General features: G+C 45.4%; 16 protein-coding genes. 12 read left to right on the forward strand and 4 right to left on the reverse strand.

The window, feature by feature from the left end; all coding sequences use genetic code 11:
• Window positions 1–72: 72 nt before the first annotated feature.
• The 9 genes from FFM78_RS00590 to FFM78_RS00630 all read left to right on the forward strand — a co-directional run bounded on the left by FFM78_RS00590 (window position 73) and on the right by FFM78_RS00630 (window position 11,599).
• Window positions 73–984, forward strand: coding sequence for an ABC transporter ATP-binding protein (locus FFM78_RS00590; protein WP_137636493.1), 912 nt, complete (start codon window positions 73–75; stop codon window positions 982–984).
• Entirely contained in the window at window positions 971–2,593 is a 1,623-nt protein-coding gene (locus FFM78_RS00595; protein ID WP_137636494.1) for an ABC transporter permease, read from the forward strand. The genes FFM78_RS00590 and FFM78_RS00595 overlap by 14 nt, the downstream gene beginning before the upstream one ends.
• Window positions 2,594–2,644: 51 nt before the next feature.
• Complete coding sequence (locus tag FFM78_RS00600) at window positions 2,645–3,298, forward strand: TetR/AcrR family transcriptional regulator (protein WP_137636495.1); 654 nt, start codon at window positions 2,645–2,647, stop codon at window positions 3,296–3,298.
• Window positions 3,299–4,004: 706 nt separating this feature from the next.
• Entirely contained in the window at window positions 4,005–4,397 is a 393-nt protein-coding gene (locus FFM78_RS00605) for an LPXTG cell wall anchor domain-containing protein (protein WP_171001798.1), read from the forward strand.
• A gap of 73 nt (window positions 4,398–4,470) precedes the next feature.
• The gene (locus FFM78_RS00610) at window positions 4,471–5,223 is read left to right on the forward strand and encodes a WxL domain-containing protein (protein ID WP_137636497.1); all 753 of its coding nucleotides are present in this window, start codon (window positions 4,471–4,473) and stop codon (window positions 5,221–5,223) included.
• 210 nt (window positions 5,224–5,433) lie between these two features.
• A complete protein-coding gene (locus FFM78_RS00615; RefSeq protein ID WP_137636498.1) occupies window positions 5,434–6,477 on the forward strand; it encodes a WxLIP family cell surface protein in 1,044 nt (347 codons plus the stop codon).
• The gene (locus FFM78_RS00620; RefSeq protein WP_171001799.1) at window positions 6,464–7,414 is read left to right on the forward strand and encodes a WxL protein peptidoglycan domain-containing protein; all 951 of its coding nucleotides are present in this window, start codon (window positions 6,464–6,466) and stop codon (window positions 7,412–7,414) included. Before FFM78_RS00615 ends, FFM78_RS00620 begins: the two co-directional genes overlap by 14 nt.
• An 86-nt stretch (window positions 7,415–7,500) precedes the next feature.
• Window positions 7,501–8,559: a WxLIP family cell surface protein gene (locus FFM78_RS00625; protein WP_171001800.1), complete on the forward strand. Its 1,059-nt coding sequence runs from the start codon at window positions 7,501–7,503 to the stop codon at window positions 8,557–8,559.
• Window positions 8,546–11,599 carry a hypothetical protein gene (locus FFM78_RS00630; protein WP_137636501.1) on the forward strand — a complete coding sequence of 1,018 codons (3,054 nt, stop codon included), beginning with the start codon at window positions 8,546–8,548 and terminating at the stop codon, window positions 11,597–11,599. The genes FFM78_RS00625 and FFM78_RS00630 overlap by 14 nt, the downstream gene beginning before the upstream one ends.
• A gap of 106 nt (window positions 11,600–11,705) precedes the next feature.
• Here the strand turns inward: FFM78_RS00630 and FFM78_RS00635 are convergent, their stop codons facing one another.
• Entirely contained in the window at window positions 11,706–13,484 is a 1,779-nt protein-coding gene (locus tag FFM78_RS00635) for an adenine deaminase C-terminal domain-containing protein (protein WP_137636502.1), read from the reverse strand.
• Window positions 13,485–13,550: 66 nt separating this feature from the next.
• The gene (locus tag FFM78_RS00640; protein WP_137636503.1) at window positions 13,551–14,894 is read right to left on the reverse strand and encodes an NCS2 family permease; all 1,344 of its coding nucleotides are present in this window, start codon (window positions 14,892–14,894) and stop codon (window positions 13,551–13,553) included.
• A 166-nt stretch (window positions 14,895–15,060) separates the two neighbouring features.
• Between FFM78_RS00640 and add the strand changes: the two genes are divergently transcribed.
• Window positions 15,061–16,077, forward strand: coding sequence for an adenosine deaminase (add, locus tag FFM78_RS00645; protein WP_137636504.1), 1,017 nt, complete (start codon window positions 15,061–15,063; stop codon window positions 16,075–16,077).
• Between the two features lie 107 nt (window positions 16,078–16,184).
• Here the strand turns inward: add and FFM78_RS00650 are convergent, their stop codons facing one another.
• Entirely contained in the window at window positions 16,185–17,051 is an 867-nt protein-coding gene (locus tag FFM78_RS00650; RefSeq protein ID WP_137636505.1) for a LysR family transcriptional regulator, read from the reverse strand.
• Between the two features lie 132 nt (window positions 17,052–17,183).
• Here FFM78_RS00650 and FFM78_RS00655 point away from each other — a divergent pair, with 132 nt between their 5' ends.
• Window positions 17,184–18,206, forward strand: a complete 1,023-nt coding sequence (locus FFM78_RS00655) for a YeiH family protein (RefSeq protein WP_137636506.1) — start codon at window positions 17,184–17,186, stop codon at window positions 18,204–18,206.
• On the opposite strand, the gene FFM78_RS00660 is transcribed toward FFM78_RS00655, so the two are convergent.
• Window positions 18,203–18,454 (reverse strand): hypothetical protein, encoded by a 252-nt coding sequence (locus FFM78_RS00660; protein WP_137636507.1) that lies wholly within the window; start codon window positions 18,452–18,454, stop codon window positions 18,203–18,205. The two genes, FFM78_RS00655 and FFM78_RS00660, sit on opposite strands and share 4 nt — an antisense overlap.
• A 174-nt stretch (window positions 18,455–18,628) precedes the next feature.
• Here FFM78_RS00660 and FFM78_RS00665 point away from each other — a divergent pair, with 174 nt between their 5' ends.
• Window positions 18,629–18,859: a CAT RNA binding domain-containing protein gene (locus FFM78_RS00665; RefSeq protein WP_137636508.1), complete on the forward strand. Its 231-nt coding sequence runs from the start codon at window positions 18,629–18,631 to the stop codon at window positions 18,857–18,859.
• The last annotated feature ends 38 nt before the right edge of the window (window positions 18,860–18,897 follow it).

Consider the following 18,897-nt stretch of genomic DNA (forward strand, 5'->3'; position numbering starts at 1 on the left):
GTCATTGACTTATTAGTCAGCGGGATATACACTATGTGCACAATCAAATAATTCGTTTAAGGAGCTGGTATTATGGTACAGCCAGTAGTAGAAATCAAACAGTTACAAAAGCATTTCGGTAAATTCCAAGCACTGAAGGATATTACGTTGACCGTTAATACAGGCGAGGTCTTTGGCTTTATTGGGCCTAATGGTGCCGGTAAATCGACTACGATCCGGACATTATTAGGTATTCTGAAAAAGAGTGGTGGCACGGCGACGATTTTCGGTCAAGATGTTTGGCGGGATGCAGTAGCAATTCATAAACGTTTGGCGTACGTTCCTGGGGATGTTTATCTGTGGCCTAACTTAAGCGGTGGTGAAGTGATCGACCTATTTTTGAAACTTAATGATCAAAAACATTCTAGCCGCACCGATGAGCTGATCAAAGCCTTTGAACTGGATGTTTCCAAAAAATGTCATACGTATTCTAAGGGTAACCGGCAGAAAGTCGCTTTGATCGCGGCATTTTCGACGGCAGCCGATCTGTATATTTTTGATGAGCCAACTAGCGGTTTGGATCCATTGATGGAAGAAATTTTTCAGCAGCAAGTACTCGCCTTGAAGGCCGCCGGAAAAAGTGTTTTGCTGTCCAGCCATATTTTAAGTGAAGTTGAGCATATGTGTGACCGGATCGGGATTATTCGTGATGGCCGCATTATTGAAACTGGCACCCTAGATGATATGCGGCAGTTAAGTCGGACCCAAGTAACGGTAACTGCCGTAAAGTCTGTTAAGCAGCTTGCAGATAATCCAGCGGTTCATGGGTTCAAACAGACCGGGGATAAGGCAACTTTTGCCGTTGATTCAGAGGCGTTAGGTGCGGTGATCGCTGCATTGGCACCGTTAGAGGTGAAAACACTGCAAAGTACACCACCAACGTTGGAAGATTTATTTATGCGCTACTATAATCAACAGGAGGCTACCGCTGATGAGCAACACTAAATATGCTAAAACCGGTTTTTTGTTGCGGATCTACCTGCGCCGCGACTGGTTAAAAATTGTTTTCTGGTTGATCGGTGTTGTTGGCTTGATGGCTGGTGCTGCCGGTAAATTTGACACACTTTATGGTTCAAGTAAAGCGATGAACTCGATCATCACTACTTTACGCACGCCAGCAATGGTTTCGTTGTTAGGGCCATTCACCGCCAGTAAACCGTATACGGTTGCTAATGTGTATGCGGCCGAAATGATGGTTTTCATGGGATTATTTGTTGCAATGATGAATATTTATTTTGCCATCCATGCTACTCGTACCGATGAAGACTCAGGTGTGACGGAATTAGTTCGTGCGCGTGCGGTTGGGCGCAATGCTAGTTTGACCGCCGCAATTTTTGAATTAATATTGATCAATTTAATTGCGGGTGTGCTCGAAGCGCTAGGTTTACAGGTTTCCGGCATGTCAGGAAGTAACGCTGCTGGTAACTGGTTGTTCGGTTTTGGTTTAGCCGCTTTTGGTCTTATGTTCGGGGCCTTCTCGTTATTAGCCGCGCAGCTTGCTAGTTCTAGTCGTGGGGCGACCATGCTAAGTTATTTGATTTTAGGTGTTCTGTTTGTTGCCCGCATGGGAACCGATGTACAAAATACTGATCTTACTTGGTGGACGATTTACGGTTGGATCGAAAAGCTGGACATTTATGGCCAGAATATTTGGTGGCCGGTGGCTTTGATGGTAATATTGATCGTATTGATCGGTGGTCTGGCAGTTCGCCTAGGTGCAACACGTGATGTTGGCGCTGGCCTATTGCCGCAGCGCGCAGGGCGGCGGCAGGCTTCGGTTTGGCTGCGGGGACCTTTAAGTTTGATCGCTTGTTTGGAGCGCACTAGCACGATTGTTTGGTTAGTGGCGTTATTTATTCTTGGGGCTACGTATGGTTCTATTTTTGGAACCGCTGGTGATTTGATGAAAACTAACCCGACAATGGCCAAATTGATCGGCACAACAGCGGTGACACAGGCTAATCGAACGATCGTACTGGCTTTTGCCAACAAATTAGTGATTATTTTTGTTGTGTTAGCCACAATTCCCGGATTGATCACTTTGTTCCGGCTTAACCGTGACGAACGTAATGGTTATTTCGAACAGCTACACGCTAAGGCCGTTTCTCGCGGACAACTTTACTTCAGTATTGCTGCTTTTGGCTTGGTCAGCGCGATTGTTGCTTTATTATTAGGCATTCTCGGTATGTATGCAGCAGGTGCAGCGTCAATGGGTACCGAGGCCCTGACCGTTGGCCGCTTTATGCGTGCATTTTGGGGCTATATGCCCGCATTGATCGTTACTTTTGGCATTGCGGCTTTATTAGCGGGTTTATTACCTAAATTCCAGAATGTGGCGTGGGTGATCCCGGTTTATGGATTGATCTCGTTGTATCTCGGTCCGTTATTGGACACCCCTAAATGGGCAACACGTATTTCACCTTATGGCTGGGTCAATCGCGTACCGATCGACTCAGTTGCTTGGGGAACGGCTAGCTGGATGACGGTGCTCGGCCTTGGCTTGATCGTACTAGGTTATCTGGCGTATACACACCGCGATTTAACTACCAATTAAAGCTTGTAGCGGTCTAATTAACGACGATCAAACTGTTGTAGGGGGCAATTTATGGCAAAAATAAGACAACCAATTGATCCGGAAAAAGAGGCAAGAATTATCGAAGTCGCCATGCATGAATTTGCGCAACATGGTTATCGGGATACTAAAACTGAGAATATTGCCACGCGCGCTGCTGTTTCCAAAGGGTTAATTTTTCGTTATTTTAAATCAAAGGCGAATCTTTATCTGACAACTGTTCGCTATACATTCGCTAAAATCAACCAGGCGGCCGATCTCAGTGTTTGGCAAGATTCGACTGATCTTAAAATGATGATCGTGCGTGGCTTACGGTATAAAATTCAAATGCAATTACAGTATCCGGATGAGTTTGCGCTGGCGATGCAGGCTTATGGTGACAGTAGTGCGCTACCAGAAAAGTTACAGCCGCAGGTGCAAAAGATTTGGCAGGATGTTGTAGCGGACTCGGTACCGTTGTTAGTGACGCCGATTCTCGAGCGACTGCCTATGCGCCCTGGAGTTGATCCCAATAACGTTCGGGCCATGATTTTAGCACTTTCTAGTTTCATTGGTGAAAAAAGTAAGGTTATGATCCAGGCCAATCCACACCTTAAAGTAGCCGATTTTGATGGGATCGTTGAACAAGCCCAGGCTTTGATGGATATTGTGGAACATGGATTTTTGGCGAATGAAACAAAAGCATGAGGGTAGCCCAGTCATGGTTTAGATTTGTGGGTCCATGCCGCTAAAAAAGCTAAATTGAAATTGATTTTAGGCGCGCTGTCATTAATTAAATATTTAGTTTTAAGGTCCAGCACTAGTGCGCGTTCTAGTGCTGGACCTTTTTATTGCCAACTATTTTAGGCAGTTAAGCTCAGTGTGCAGATTTTAAAAATTTTAGACCATTGCTTAGGAGGACGTGAAAGCTTGATCTAACAATGTTTTATAGAAGAATTAGGAAAAATGTAAAAAAAATTTTATGAATTTTATGTGAAGATTTTCTAAAGAAATAAGCGGTAAAAATCTGTTTATGGCAAAGAAAACAATAATTTCTATCATATTTGAGTTTAATGATAAATTTTGAAATCAATACACTGATTAAAAATAAGTAAACAACTGATTTTGAAATTGGTATAGGTTGAAAACGGATTTAATTTTACAAAGCTTGATTTATCAGGTGGAAATATAATTTTAATTTTTTTGTTAGTAATAAAAAAGTCAAAAATGAGCATTATTATTTTCAATATTTGCCTTTTATTGGCTTGATAAATTATATTAATTATAATTTATAACTAATTTTTAAGTACACATATCACTAAAAGAACAGGATTGTTTCTTTTTTTGAAACACAATGATATACTCTTGCTGTGGTAAGGAAAGTGCTCGTTTGCTGCAAAGGAGGCTAACGTTAATGCGTAAATTGGTTATTAAACCACGCAATATAGTTAAGCTGATTTTACTTGGAGTGATTTTAATTAGTTTTGGTAGTGGTTACTGTTATTATTCATCTTCTATGTGGGGCGAGAACAGTTTAGTTGAAGCGAGTACGCAGACCATGAAATCTGATGCTCATGTTATTATTCAAACAGATAACACACAAAGCGTGGTTACTGCTGACCAGGCCCAAGCTACCATGGCTGCTGGTGTGACGGCAATTAAACCAACGGTGATCGTAACCACAACTGCATTGCCTCAAACTGGGGCTGATCATGAACAGACACTAATGATTACATTAGTCGGTATGATTGGTATAGTTAGTGCAATAGGATTATTAAATTTAAGAAGGAGCGGCACTATAAGTTAGCTTTATTAGTAGCCTATTGCAATTGGACGGTTAAATCGTCAAAAAAATAAGGACCTTGAGAGGGGAAAACATCATGCAACTTTCTACTAAGTTAGTGACATTAATGGGGACAGCGGTGTTAGGTTTCAGTGCATTTGTGCCCGCCATTGGCGTAAGTGCCGCCACTGGATTTATTACTGGGACAAATGAGCCGACCGCTACTTTGCCGGCAGCTACTTCTGCCGATCCGAATGACACTGCTGGAACTGCTTCTGGCCAGTCTGATGCACATGTTACTGTGACTACTGGTTATTTGACTTTAATGCAGGTGCCAGATTTTAACTTTGGCGTGGTTCAACCAGGAACTAATAACAAAATTTTAAAAGATAACGTCGGGTTGGCTACGGATGATGGTAATAGTGACGGGATATTACAGGTCAATGATTATCGTAGCGGTGCTGATGATACTGCCACAGGTTTAGGGTATACAGTAACTGCTAAATTAGGGACTTTTACCGGCTTAGCTGACCCCACCGGTGTTGCGGGTGGCGCTGCAGAAGCCGGGACTTCAACTGATGCTGGGTTTAAACTTAACCTTAATCAGGCAGCCTTAGGAACGCAAACGGGTAGTACCACAACTTCAGGTGAATCTGTAGCGGCAGCCTTAACTGAAGGTGGCTCTGGACAAGTTATTAATTTTGCTGCTGGTAGTGGTTATGGTTCAACGGTTGTTGACTACGCCGCCAAATCTGCCGCAACCTTGAATGTACCGGCGACGGTAGCGAAAGGTTCATATGATGCACCGATCACTTGGACAGTCAGTGCTGCCCCAGGAACCAATGCTTAATTAGCTTCATAATGAGTTAGGATCATTTGCTAAAGGGGGAAGGCAGCTGAGCTGGCGTACCCCTTTATTTTTATAGCGTATCAGGGAAACGGTCGGTCTGATCAAAGCATTAGATATTGTATTCAGGATTATTCGGCTGGGTAGCCAAAGGCAGCAATTAGGTTCAAGATGATATTATCAGTAGTTGTAAATTGAGTGGGGGTCGATGAAATGAAATGGTTACGAACTTGGGGACTAGCATTATTAATCTTATTTTTGGGTGGCTTAATTGGTGGTCGCCAAGTGCAGGCAGCAACGAACAGTAATTTTACGGTGCTGCCGCAGTATTCAGAAAATCAACGGGCCCAGAATGGGTATATTAATGTGTTGGCAACACCAGGCCAACAACAAACGATTACCGTGGCCGTTAAGAATTTAACCCAAAAAGAGCGTACTTTCGCTGCCGCACTTTACACCGGCTACACCAGTGCTAATGGGCAAATTGCTTACGATAAGGCGGCAATACCTAAAGATAGTACGCTGACTTATTCATTACGCCAACAAACCGAAAAGCCAAGGAAGCAGATCGTCAAGGTCGCCGCGAATGGCAGCACCAATGTGACCTTTATCGTTAACGTGCCTAACAAAAGCTTTCCTGGATTGATCGCCGGTGGGGTACGAGTATGGCCTTTGCATGAAAAGGCTGAAGTGACCACTACGCAAAAGCAGACCTTGATGCGAAATAAATATGCCTTTGGGATGCCGGTGTTGATTCGGGTTCGCGATGTGGTGGGTAACGCCAAGCTAAAATTAAATAATATTTATCCCGGGATCAAAAATGGGCGCACTACGGTTTTTGTGAATACGCAAAATACAGCGCCGTGGCTATTACCGGCGGCAACAATGACCGCCAAGATCAGTAAAAAAGGAAGTAGCCAGGTTCTGCATAAAACAGTGACCAGCAGTATGTCGATGGCGGCCAATTCAAATTATAATTTGGCAATTGATTGGGACAAGCAACGTTTAGAAGCCGGCACCTATCATTTGAGTTACACGGCTAAGGCAACTGGCGGGACATTAGGCTGGCACTTCGCGCGTGATTTTACGATCTCAGCGGCCGCCGCGGCCAAATATAACAAGCAGGCTGGATACAAACCAAATTATCTGTGGCTATACATTGTGATCGGTGCTTTGATCCTGATCCTGTTAGTTCTTAGTGGTTATTTACTCGGTCGGCGTGGCCGGCAAGCGGATGATCGCAATGAAAAAGCTTAATTATTGGTTATTAGCGTTGGCATTTCTGGTCCTACTATTAGCTGGTCAACCGGTTATAGCCGCGAGCAACAATATTGCGGTGGTGCCGCAGATCACAGGCAGTCATTCAGAACGGTTTCAGCTTATTGTTAAGCCGGGTACGACCCGCAAGTTGCAAGTGACGCTCACTAATTTTGCTGCAACCAGCCAAACAATCGTACTGACCCCGCGTAACGCCACTACCTCCGCACAGGGAAAAATCGGGTTTACTCGTGCCGGTAAGCTTAATGAGGCACCGGATTTTCGCCAAATGGTCACGCCGCAACGGTATAAATTAGCCGCACACGCTAAAAAGTTAGTAACGATCAGGCTGCAGGTGCCGCCGCAAAAATTTAGCGGCTTACTGATTGGGGGGCTACATTTTTATTCGGCTACTGATCACGCTGCGGTGGTAGATGTGCCGGTGTGGCTTACTGAAACGAATCGTAGTGTGCCACCTCGACTGGCTTTAGCCGGCATAACGGCACGGACGTATGGTGGCCAACCGTATTTGCTGATCAATTTGGAGAACCGTAGTGAGGCTTTACTGAAAAAGGTTACCGTTGATTTGAAAATCACACATGCTGGTTTATTGGGTATCGGCAGTACAACTAATTCCTTTGTCCAAACGTATCCGTCTTTCGCACCGTACACGCAACTGCCGCTGGTTTGGGGACGAGCTAAGAATCCTGTTCAAAGCGGCCGCTATCAGATTACCGGCACGATCACCAGTCAAGGGAAGCAGTGGTCTATCAAGCAACGAACGGTATTAACGCGAGCTGCTGCCAAACAGGCCAACGCTAAAGCCTCTAATTTAGTTCAAGATTATACCTGGCTACTGCTGTTGGTGATCGGTTTGTTGATCGTTGTGAATGTCCTGGTTATTGCCAAGATCATCCGCAAATACAAGCGGAGATAGTGTGGTGGCCGCCTGATTGCTGGTAATTTGGTAGAAAATAAAGTTAACAGTGTAAGCGACGGCTGCTTTTGGAAAGGATGATCGCAGTGAATAAGTGGAGCTGGCGAAGGGTTGGTTTAATGTTGCTGGGGTTGGTGGCCAGTTTGAGTATTGGGGCACAGTCAGTCACTGCTAAGGTACGCAACAGCTATTCGTTGACGGCACAGCTACCGGTCACGCAAACCAACGCTAACGTCACTTACTTTGATTTAACGGCGCCGGAAAATAGTGTGCAGCCACTGACCGTGATCGTGACCAATCATGCGGCACAAGCGCAGCAGGTGACCGTCAGTGCCAATGATGCTTATACCGCCAATAGTGGCTTGATCAGCTACGATCATGCTGCAGTCAAAACGTTAAATTCGCCGCAAGCATTGCGTTTCAGCAAGTTAGTGCAGGGTCGGCGCACGCAAACCGTTAGTGTTGCGGCTGGTAAGGCCACCAAGGTCACGTTTAAAGTTAAAATGCCGGCTACCCCATTTAACGGGCTGATTCTCGGTGGTATTCGTTCAGTGGCGGTGGTCGGTGCCGGCAGTGCTGGGGTACAAAGCCAGGTGGCCTATAATTTAAGCGTGGTATTACGGCATAATGCCACACCGGTAATGCCTAAAGTGCAGCTCAAACGTATTTTACCAGGTGTACAGTTAGGAAAATCCGGTATCCGTGTGCAGCTACAAAATACGCAGGCGGCCATTGTCAGTCAAATGACTTTTACCGGAACTGTGACTAAACGTGGTGCTGATAAAGCAAGCGCGCACTACCAACAACACCAATTACAAATGGCGCCGCATTCAGAATTTAATTATTTTATGCCCACTAAAACACTAGCGCCAGGTCATTATAAGCTACAAGTGCGGTTAACTGGGCGAAATGGATATGCACAGGTATTGACTAAGCAATTTCACGTGACTGCCGGCCAACAACTTAGTTCGACTGCGCCAGCCTTAAAAGCGCAAGCAATTAATTGGTGGTTTTATGGGATTATGGCGGCATTAGGCTTATTAAGCGCAATGATTTTAATTTATTGGGGCTATCGTCAGGGCCGTATTGGCGGACCGCGCCACCGGCAAAAGGCACGAGGAGGCCATGATAATGATAAAAGTTAAATCACGGTTGAAATTTGGACTGCTAATTATTTCTGGTTTTGCGGTGTTGCTATGGGCCGGCGTTAACGTTCAAGCAGCAGTGACGGTCTATGATAATACTGGTAGTGGGACTGCCAGCTTTGATAATAACAATTATACAAGCACAACTGGCATGACCATGAAAACTGGGAGCGCGACACAAGGGGGAACGTCACTAAGTGATGAATCAGGCGTTAGTTTGGCTTTCAATAGTGCTAATTTGACGACACAATATAATGCTGATACGACTTACAATAGCAATAATAATTTGGAAGCGGGTAGTGGAACCGGTGCTAAACTTAATATCACTAATGGTTTAATGACCAACGGCAACCCGCCTTATACAGGTGGGTACATTAAGGTAGCGGGCACACTAGGTTTTACCGCAAATATTAAATCTAGTTTGGATATTAAAGAAGTCGAAGCAGGTAATTATGGGGCGATGGTCAAAGTAACTTTGCCAACTGATGTTGATGCTAGTCAGTTGCAAGATGCGATCAAATGGGATAAAGCTTATTTCTCGCTTACGTTAAGCCCGCCCTTAAGTGGGCTGATCGGAACGCCTAACTTCCCAATGCAATTTGATCACCACGTTTATTTAGATCCCGATAATAAAAATATATTCTATTTAAAAGTTAAAGGCATTCCGATCCAGGCGGTGACCAGTGGCTCTTCGGCCTATTTAAAAATGATGCGCAGCCAAGATCAAACTGATTTAGCTAATAATATGACTTCAGCCGGCAATCAGTTGAAGCCAACTGCATTGGCCACAGCCGGTGTTACCAGTAAAACGAATGGGGCGGGCTTAGTTGTGCCGGGTGGCTATGATTATGGCTTCAGCGTGCTTTTTAATCCTAGCCTTTCACCGAGCCTAATTAATTATGGGAGTGCGATGCAAGCCCAAGGTGATATTGGTTGGAGCTTTGCAATGGTCAAAAACTTTAGTGCCTTAGGCTTTAGTAATATTCAAGGAACTGCTAATATCAACTTCTATGTTGATGTGGCTAAATATCAGGGGAATGTCGCTGATCATTCACCTAATAAGCAATTGACCGCCGGTAAGTTACCGCCATCACCTCGAGCTGACGGCTTGTTTGCTATGAAGATCGGTGTTTACGGCACCGATCAATTGAAGGATCCCTTTTCTAGTAGCGCTAGTCGCACCACCGCTGGGAAGACCCCATTGGAATATGCATTGGTTGACCCAGCGGCCACGCCGTTAGCAAGTACCCTCACCACTAATATGACTTCCTGGAATGCTTACGTTAGCCCTTGGGATACAAAGCAGTCATTGAATACAGCGACCTCAGCGTGGGAATCAGTTGGCGGCGTTAAAACACGACTAAATAATATTTCGTTAGCCGATACCTTAACTGATCGAACGGTGACTTTAAATGCACTGACTGACGGTATCCTGGTGACAAAGGGTAAGGGAAGTGACGTTGCTGGGACTGATTATTCTGGCACCACCGCGCCAATATTAGGTGCCGTTGGGACTGATCGCTTTGCCCGGGTCGTGGATTATTTTGATACCACAACTGGTGATGCGACAACTGCGGCGACTGACAAAATACTGAATACTAAGGCGACGCTAACAACTAAGGCCTATACCGCAGCTACTGCAGGCCAGGCCGCACCTAGTACGGATCCCAGCCTGACCTTACCGACAACTGATACCACCGCTAATAAGAACTACCTTTATTACACAGGAACTAGTACAAGTACGGCCGGTACGGCGATCCCGATCTTAGGGGCGCCATTGTTCTTCACTCAAACCAACCTGCCAGCAGCGCCAACAATCAATTGGAATAGCGATAATGTGTATTACATCAAAAAAAGTGAAATAACGGCCGGTAAAACGGTGACGCTAAAAGGAACGTGGGCCGACGATTATGCCAATACTGATACACTCAGTGCCAGCGATGACAAATCAGGTAATACACTGAATGACTTTGCTAAGGTAGAAACAACGGATAATAAAACATTTAGTTTGGCGGTTACTAGTGGTGTTAAAGCCGCAACGTTGAATTTAGGTAGTGCTGGAACAGTGAGTGGTCTGCACACCATCACCGCAACGATCCAACGACCGGCACTTAAATTAGCCAATGGGGAAACGCTTATTGCCAATGCTAGCGCCAAAGCAGTCATCAACGTTTATGTCGTCGATGACTCAGTTGACTATCAGGTCACGGCACAGAAATATATTGCGAATAATGGTAATCAATTGACGCAGCAATATGTTCATGGACCGACCGCTGGCAACGATCAAACCGGTGACACACTAACCATGGTTGCCGTGTTTACAAATAATGGAAGCCAAACGATTACCACCCCGATCGTGGTCGTGCCGCTAGCCGCGCAGTTGCAACAAGTTGGTACGCCAACGGTCACCGTCAATGGTAAGGTGGTGACTGCCCAAGTTGTGCCGCTGGCTGGGTACTTCAATATTGTGTGGCCGGGGCCAATTGTTAAGGGCGATAAAGTGGTAGTCAAATATCAGGTCCAAGCGGTTGAGGCGCTACCAACTTTGGGACTGACCCCGGCTGACGTATTGATGGACCAAAGTGCCTATGTTGGCGCCACTAATAAGGTGACGTTATTACCGGCGGCTACGACTGGAAGTGTGGAAATAACACCGCCGACTAATTTAGAATTTGGCACTCATGCTGCCACACCCGGGGTGTACAAGAATATTGATGGGGATAAAACTCTGCTGGTTACTGATAATCGGGTAACGCCAGGACCGTGGACGATCACTGCCCAGCTTAGCGCGTTTGCTGCTGGCAGTCGTCAACTCACCGGAGAAACGGCCAAAATTGATTTTGGCACACCAGCATTAAATAGTGCTGTTTTTACCGCTGGTGGCAGTGCCAATAAGTTGCTTAGTTACGATTATGCCGACAAGCAAACCAGTATGGCCTATACTTTCAAAAATATTCAGCTTCAATTAGCAGGGAATGCGATTCAACCAGGTGATTACCATGCTACGATCACGTATTCGTGGACTAATGGTGTGGAATGATCAAATTGGACTGGGCGCGGCGATGAATATTAGGGACGTTCAAATAAGCGCTAAAAAATAGGCGGTGGTGACATGATTAGCAATGTCACCGCCGTCTATTTCAGGTCTACTTGGTCTGACTTAAAATTGGGTCAAAATATTGTAATTTAGTGTAATCAACGTTACCGCCATCAGTGATGGCAAGATCAGGGATCGCTGTGATCGGTAAGAATGATAGGTAGAACAATGGATCTGGTAAGTGACTACCTAATTGTTCTGCTGCGTGTTTTAATTCTACTTCTTTAGCTGCTAGGGCTGGCGGGGTTAGGTCCGTCACGATCCCGGCGATCGGCAATTCTAGTAGCGCTAAGATCTGGCCGTCTTTAACCACAACTTGACCACCACCAACTTTGATCAGGGTGTTAGCCGCCAGGGCCATATCGGCAGTGTTAACCCCGGCAACAACTAAATTATTATCGTCCGGTGAGGCTGAGGTCGCGATGGCGCCAGCCTGTAATGACCAGCCGGAAATAAACCCGCGGGCGTGATTGCCATTGATGCCGTAGCGTTCGATCACTGAAATTTTGGCCACATCTTGAGCAGGATCGGGTTGCACAACGTGATTTTTAATGGTTAAGGTCACGTTCCGTTGTTTGCGAACAAAGGGACCGATACTTTTAATGGTAGCAACTTCCGCATGCCCTTGTGCTTGATCGACTTGATAAGCAAAATCAGCAGCGGCTAAAGGGGTTAATTTAAGCTGGCCTTGAAGTTGTGGGCTCCGCTTCGGGGGAATAAAGTCGCTGACTACTTTTTGCTGCTTCGTGATGACTTGGCCTTTGCTAATGACCGTTTCGATGTTGAAGCTACCAGGTTGATCAACTAATAAAATATCGGCGGCTTTACCTGGCGCGATCGAGCCCACTTGATCGTCGATCTGGTAAGCTTCGGCGCTATTGATCGTTGCCATTTGGATCGCGGTCATTGGGGCAACGCCTGCGTTAATGGCCAAACGCACCATATGATCTAAATGCCCGTGTGCTAATATATCACGCGCGGTGACGTCATCGGTGCAAAAGCTTGTGTGGCGCGCCATTCCCGGTGCATTTTCCGTTAATGCTTTGATATTCTCACTGAGAAATTTGGTGACGGATGATTCGCGGATCACCACGTGGACACCTTTACGTGCCTTTTCCAAAAATTCTTGGTGGCTGTAGCTTTCATGATCGACACGTACGCCGCTCATTAAAAATTGATTTAGGGCTCGGCCAGTAGCCATCGGGGCGCAACCGAAAATAGGTTGGTGGTAACGTTGCGCCGTGATCAAGGCGGCTAATGTGGCAGGATCCTTAGTTTGAACGGCCTCACGCACCGTTTCCCAGACTCCGTAACAATTTTCTGCTTGTTGGTAGCGCTCGTGATCGGCAGGGGTCACGTTATAAGCAATCGTGGATTTGGGAATTGTGTAGGGCGTTTTATAAGGTAGCCCCCAGAATACTTTAAGCGCGCTGGCAGTGATCTCAGTAAAGATCTCGGTTAGATCGGTTAAGCCGATCACGGAAATATATTCGTCTAAGCCAGAGACGATGCTGGTAGTGCCGTGGGGAACCACAGCTTCTGCAAAGCGGGTCATACTTAATTTGCTGCATTCCACATGAATATGACCGTCGATCAAACCAGGAACTAAATATTGACCACTGGCGTCAATGTGCCGGGTGTGCTCATCAACATAGGCCGTCACATCTGGATCCACGGCAACGATTTTACTTTTATAAATGGCGATGTTGGCAGGGTAGTATTCGGCGGTATTAACGTTGACTAAGGTACCATTTTCGATCACCAAATCAGCGGCCTGCTTAGCGGCACCGGCATCAATGTAACGACTTAATTCTGCTGTAGTTAACAAAAGTTATTCCTCCGTTTTCTTAGGTGAGTTCAAAATCAGCGTGAAGGGATCAGGTCACACGTCTAATTAGGGCAAAATATTCAACACATAGAGCAAAATGACGAAGACAACGAGCAGGAGCCACATGATGTAATTAACTTCTTTGCGGCGGCCAGCTGCAGTCATCAGAATTGGGTAAGTCAAGAAGCCAAAGGCGATCCCGTAGGAAATATTATAAGTTAGCGGCATACCGATCACCGTTAGAAAGGCTGGGGCAGCGACCTCAAACTTATCCCACTGAATATCCCGTAAGGCCGAAACCATTAAAACACCGACGATGATCAGAGCTGGGGCGGTGACCTGATCGGTAACGACGGTTAAAAGTGGTGAAAATAACATGCTAAATGCGAAAAAGATCGCAGTCACTAAAGCAGTCAGACCAGTTCTGCCACCGATGGCGATGCCGGCCGAAGATTCAACGTAGGCAGCTGTGGGTGTAGTTCCCATGACAGAGCCCGCTAACATGGATAGCGAATCAGCCATCAAAGCGCGGCCGATCCGCGGCATTTTATTGTTTTTCATGATCCCAGCTTGTTGGGCTAAACCGATCAAGGTACCAGCAGTATCGAAGAAAGCAACTAACAGGAAGATCAAGACGACAGCCCACATTTGTGGATCCGCCATTGATGGTAGATGGGTAATACCCACTCCAAAAGTTGGTTTCAGGCTAGGTGCTAAGGAAATGATCTGGGTCGGCATTTTGATCAAGCCGGTAACTAAACCGAGGATCGTAGTGGCGATAATACCGATAAAAATTGAGCCCGGAATTTTTTTAGCCATTAAAATGGCGATCACGAAAATACCGAAAATCGTTAACCAAGTGGTTGGAACAGTTAAGGAGCCAATGCCAACTAAGGAAGATTTATTTGCGACAACTAGGCCGCCACCTTGTAAACCAACGAAGGCAATGAAGATCCCGATCCCCGCCGCCATGGCTAGCTTTAGATCATGGGGAATGGCGTCAATGACGATTTCCCGAATTTTAAATAAAGAAAGTAAGGTAAAAAGGATCGCGGCAACGAAAACACCGGCCATGGCTTTTTGCCAAGAAATTCCCATCGCCAACACCACTGAATATGTAAAGAAGGCATTGTCACCTAAACCTGGTGCAATTGCGATCGGGTAGTTGGCGAGAAAAGCCATTAAAAGGCAGCCAATGATCGCGGATAAGGCAGTTGCCGTAAAGACCGCGCCTTTATTCATCCCGGCAGCACCAAGAATACTGGGATTAACGAATAGAATATAGGCCATTGAGACGAAGGTGGTCGTACCGGCTAAAGCTTCACGTTTAACCGTTGTTTGCTGTTCGGAAAGGTGGAATATCCGATTTAACCAATTTGATCCATTACTATTGTTCGTACTTTCATCCATTATGTCAGTCACCTCAACGTTTAATATGGCTAAAATTATGGCACATGAAATGGAAATAATCAAGCCTATAATTCGTGTTTTTGTGATTGACAAGTTTAATTACCGTGATATCATATTGATATATTCATTAAAAACGAACGTTAAATCACAATGGAGGCTATTCATAATGTCAACAGCAGTTACACGTGAATTTACGCAGGGTTTACCAAAAGCCGAATTACATGTTCATATTGAAGGTACTTTAGAACCAGAATTAAAATTGGCATTGGCCAAACGCAATCAGATCGACATTGGTCAAAGCACGATCGAAGAAGTACAGGCCACTTATCAGTATACGGATCTAGCTTCTTTTTTAGCGGTCTATTATCCCGGTATGGCTGTTCTTCAGCAGGAGCAGGACTTTTATGATCTCGCCTTTGCCTACCTTAAACGCGCTGCTGCCAACAATGTTCGTCACGTGGAGATCTTCTTCGATCCCCAGGCCCACACAAGTCGCGGCGTCGCCTTTGCCACAGTGATCAACGGGCTGTATCGTGCAGTCGTTGATGCGCGCGCATTGAATATTGATGCAGCGTTGATCATGTGTTTCTTGCGTGATTTTTCGAAAGAATCGGCGCGGCAAACATTGCTGACCGCGTTAGACTACCGGGATAAAATTTTGGGTATCGGTTTAGATTCTGATGAACATAATAATCCGCCATTAAAGTTCGCCCGCCAATTTGAAGATGCTGTCGCTAATGGTTTTCACATTACAATGCACGCTGATGTGGACCAAAAGGAATCGATCGACCATATTCGCCAAGCACTGGAGATCATTGGTGTTGAGCGTTTGGATCATGGAACCAATATTGTTGAAGACCCTGACTTAGTCGATTTTGTGGCGAAGCAACAGATCGGTTTAACTTCCTGTCCCTTATCTAATGCCTTTGTTAGTCCCGAAATGAAAGGTAAAGAAGTTTTGGCCCTTTTGGCAAAAAACGTGCCGGTTTCGATCAACTCCGATGATCCGGCTTATTTTGGTGGGTATATCGCTGATAATTATTACGCGTTAGCCGAAAAATTTGCGTTGACGAAAGCACAAGTCGTGCAGTTGGCGCGCAATTCATTTACCACTGCCTGGATCAGTGCTGAACAAAAGGCCTTGTATTTAGCCGAACTCGATCAGTACGTGGCACAACATTGATCCGTAAATAGATCATTTACTTAAACGAGACAAACAAATAGCGCCAGTAAAAGTAGCTGCTTGACTACTTTTACTGGCGCTATTGTGTGTTGGCTTTATGCTCATTTTCATACGTGCGCCGCGATGGCCTGATATTGTGCGGCAAAATAGCTATTTTTCAGATAAACTAAATTGATCTCATGCTGGAGCTCGAAACCGCGTACTGGTAATTGGACGAGTTGACCACTGGCTAATTCGGCGCTGACTAATGAGCGGTACATAAAACTGATCCCGCAACCGGTGGTCAATAATTGAATGATCGGCGTTGGCGTCGCGATCTCGATCACTTGCTGAAAATCTTTGATCTGAGCATTGTGCATGGTTAACCAATTCTGAAAAATTTCTCGGGTTCCTGAACCTGGCTCACGAACTAGCAAGGTTTGTGAAAGTAATTGGGCCAAAGTCAGGGGTTGCCCAGTAAGTAAAGGATTATCCGCATAGGTGATACCAATAAAAGGTTCTTGGCGCAAGGTGACAAAGGCAAAGCGTGTTTTATCAAAATTACCTTCGACTAGACCGAAATCAATATTACCAGCGGTTAATGCTTTTAAAATTGTGTCGGTATTGGCGATCTGACAGCGGATCTGCTGACTTTTAGCATGTAATTGCTGTAAGACATGGGTCAATAGAAAAGAACTTAGCGAACGGGTGCAACCTAGCCTGATCGGTGTTTGCTGGTTAGGCAATTTAAGTTGGGTCAACAACTTCTGGCTTTCGTGATCGATCTTGTTGATGTAACTAGCTAATTGTTGGCCTGCCGGGGTGATCGTTAAATGCGCGTGTTGATAGCTAACCAATTGCAGGCCTAACTCGCTTTCCAGGCTTTTGATCTGTTGGGTGACCGCCGGTTGGGTCAAATAAAGCCGCTGTGCAGTAACCGTATAAGATTTAGTTTGCGCCAGTAAAGCAAAAGTATGCATTTTCTTGTCTAACATCGTTAGCCAACCTCGATTTTCATTAGTGGTTTACCTTTATTATAAATAAATTTTATAGGCTTACAATAATTACTAATTTTTTCTTATAAAGTTTAACTGGTAAGCTTAATGAATCAGGAAGGGGATTTTACGATGTTAGCTTTGTTTAAGTCAAGTCGCTTTTATTTAGCTGTAGCGCTGACTTTGTTCTGTTCGTTGTTGGGTAGTTTTTTAGCCAGTTTTCCGTATTTACAGGTTATCGGCGCCTTGGTGCTGGCCTTGGTGTTAGGAATGGTGTTACAACTTTTTCAGCCGGTGGTGAATCAAGCCAAAGTTGGGATCGGCTTTATTTCCAATAAGTTTCTTCGTTTAGGGATCATCTTATTGGGCTTTAAGCTTAATTTAGTTGATTTGGCCCAAGCTGGGGTCAAAACGATCCTATTGGCAATTTTTGTGGTGACAGGCACGATCTTGTTGACCTATAATTTAGCCCGTAAATTTGGCGTCAACCAACAATTAGCGCTTTTAGCCGCTAGCGGGACCGGAATCTGTGGTGCCGCCGCGATTATGGGGATCTCGCCACAATTGCCAGTTACGCCAGAACAAGAAGAGCAAAAACGTGAGGATGAAGTGTTGGCAGTCGCGATCGTAGCTATTTTAGGAACTGTTTTTACGCTGATCGATTTAGGATTAAAGCCGCTTTTACATATGACGCCGCAACAATTTGGGGTAATGACCGGCGGTTCACTACATGAAATTGCGCATGCTGTCGCTGCAGGTAGCGCCGGTGGACCAGTGAGTCTGGATACTGCGATCATTACCAAATTATCCCGGGTTTTGCTGCTAGCACCAGCGGCCTTGATCATCGGTCTTTGGTATCATCGCAAAAATCATATCGGTAGTGCTGATGGTCAACATAAATTACCAATTCCGTGGTTCATGGGTGGTTTTATTCTGGCCAGCATTGTGGGGACTTTTTTGCCATTAGGTGCGGCGGTTTTAGCCGCGTTGGTCAAGCTAGCTTACCTATTTCTCGGGATGGCCATGGCCGCGTTGGGCATGAGCGTTAATTTTCGGGTCATTCTCCAACGTGGCGGTAAAGCCTTTGGTGCCGCGACGATCAGTTCCTTTGTCTTACTTGCTTTCGTGATCGTGGTCAGTAAAACATTCTTCTAAATGACTTTAGTGCGGCCGCTAACTTCAATGGTAGCGGCCGTTGTTTGTGTGGTGTAAACGACGGCTTCATTGGTGGTGGTCAGACCACTATCAGGATTGACGCTAGGGTTTGGTTTGGCGTTCAAAGTCGTTGTGGTTATCGCTGGAGCAGTGCTGGTGGTGACGACGGCTGCTTGAACCGGTGAATGCGGCATACTGCCAAGTAAACTTAAACCGATAATTGCACTTAAGACCATGTGTTTTTTCATAATGATCAGCTCCCTTTAGTTGATGAACCTGACTATAAAGGGATGAACTTAAAACAGGCTTAAGGTAACGGCGCTAAAAAATAGCAGGCGTTATTATTGCTAGCCCTTGGCAACCTCTATAATATAGGAACTAGGATATCAGTCGCTAAAAACTGTTTGCTTGGGGGAATGCGCATGTACTTCGTTAAAAACTTCAATAACAACGTTGCTTTAGTCAAGGATCAATTAAATATTGCTTGGGTCGTTATTGGTAACGGGATCGGTTTTGGCAAAAAGTATGGTGAACCAATTGATGAGACCCAAGTCGAGCAACGCTTTATTGCAGTGGCGGAACATGTTGCAGGTGCCCAAACTCAGTGCTTGCGTTGTGCTAACCGTCCGGTCCCAAGTCAAGTCAGCGTTTAAAAACTAAAGGTGTGTTACTGAACTTATTCAGGCATTAA

Origin of the sequence: Loigolactobacillus binensis (assembly GCF_005405165.1) — a bacterium.
GTDB lineage: Bacteria > Bacillota > Bacilli > Lactobacillales > Lactobacillaceae > Loigolactobacillus > Loigolactobacillus binensis.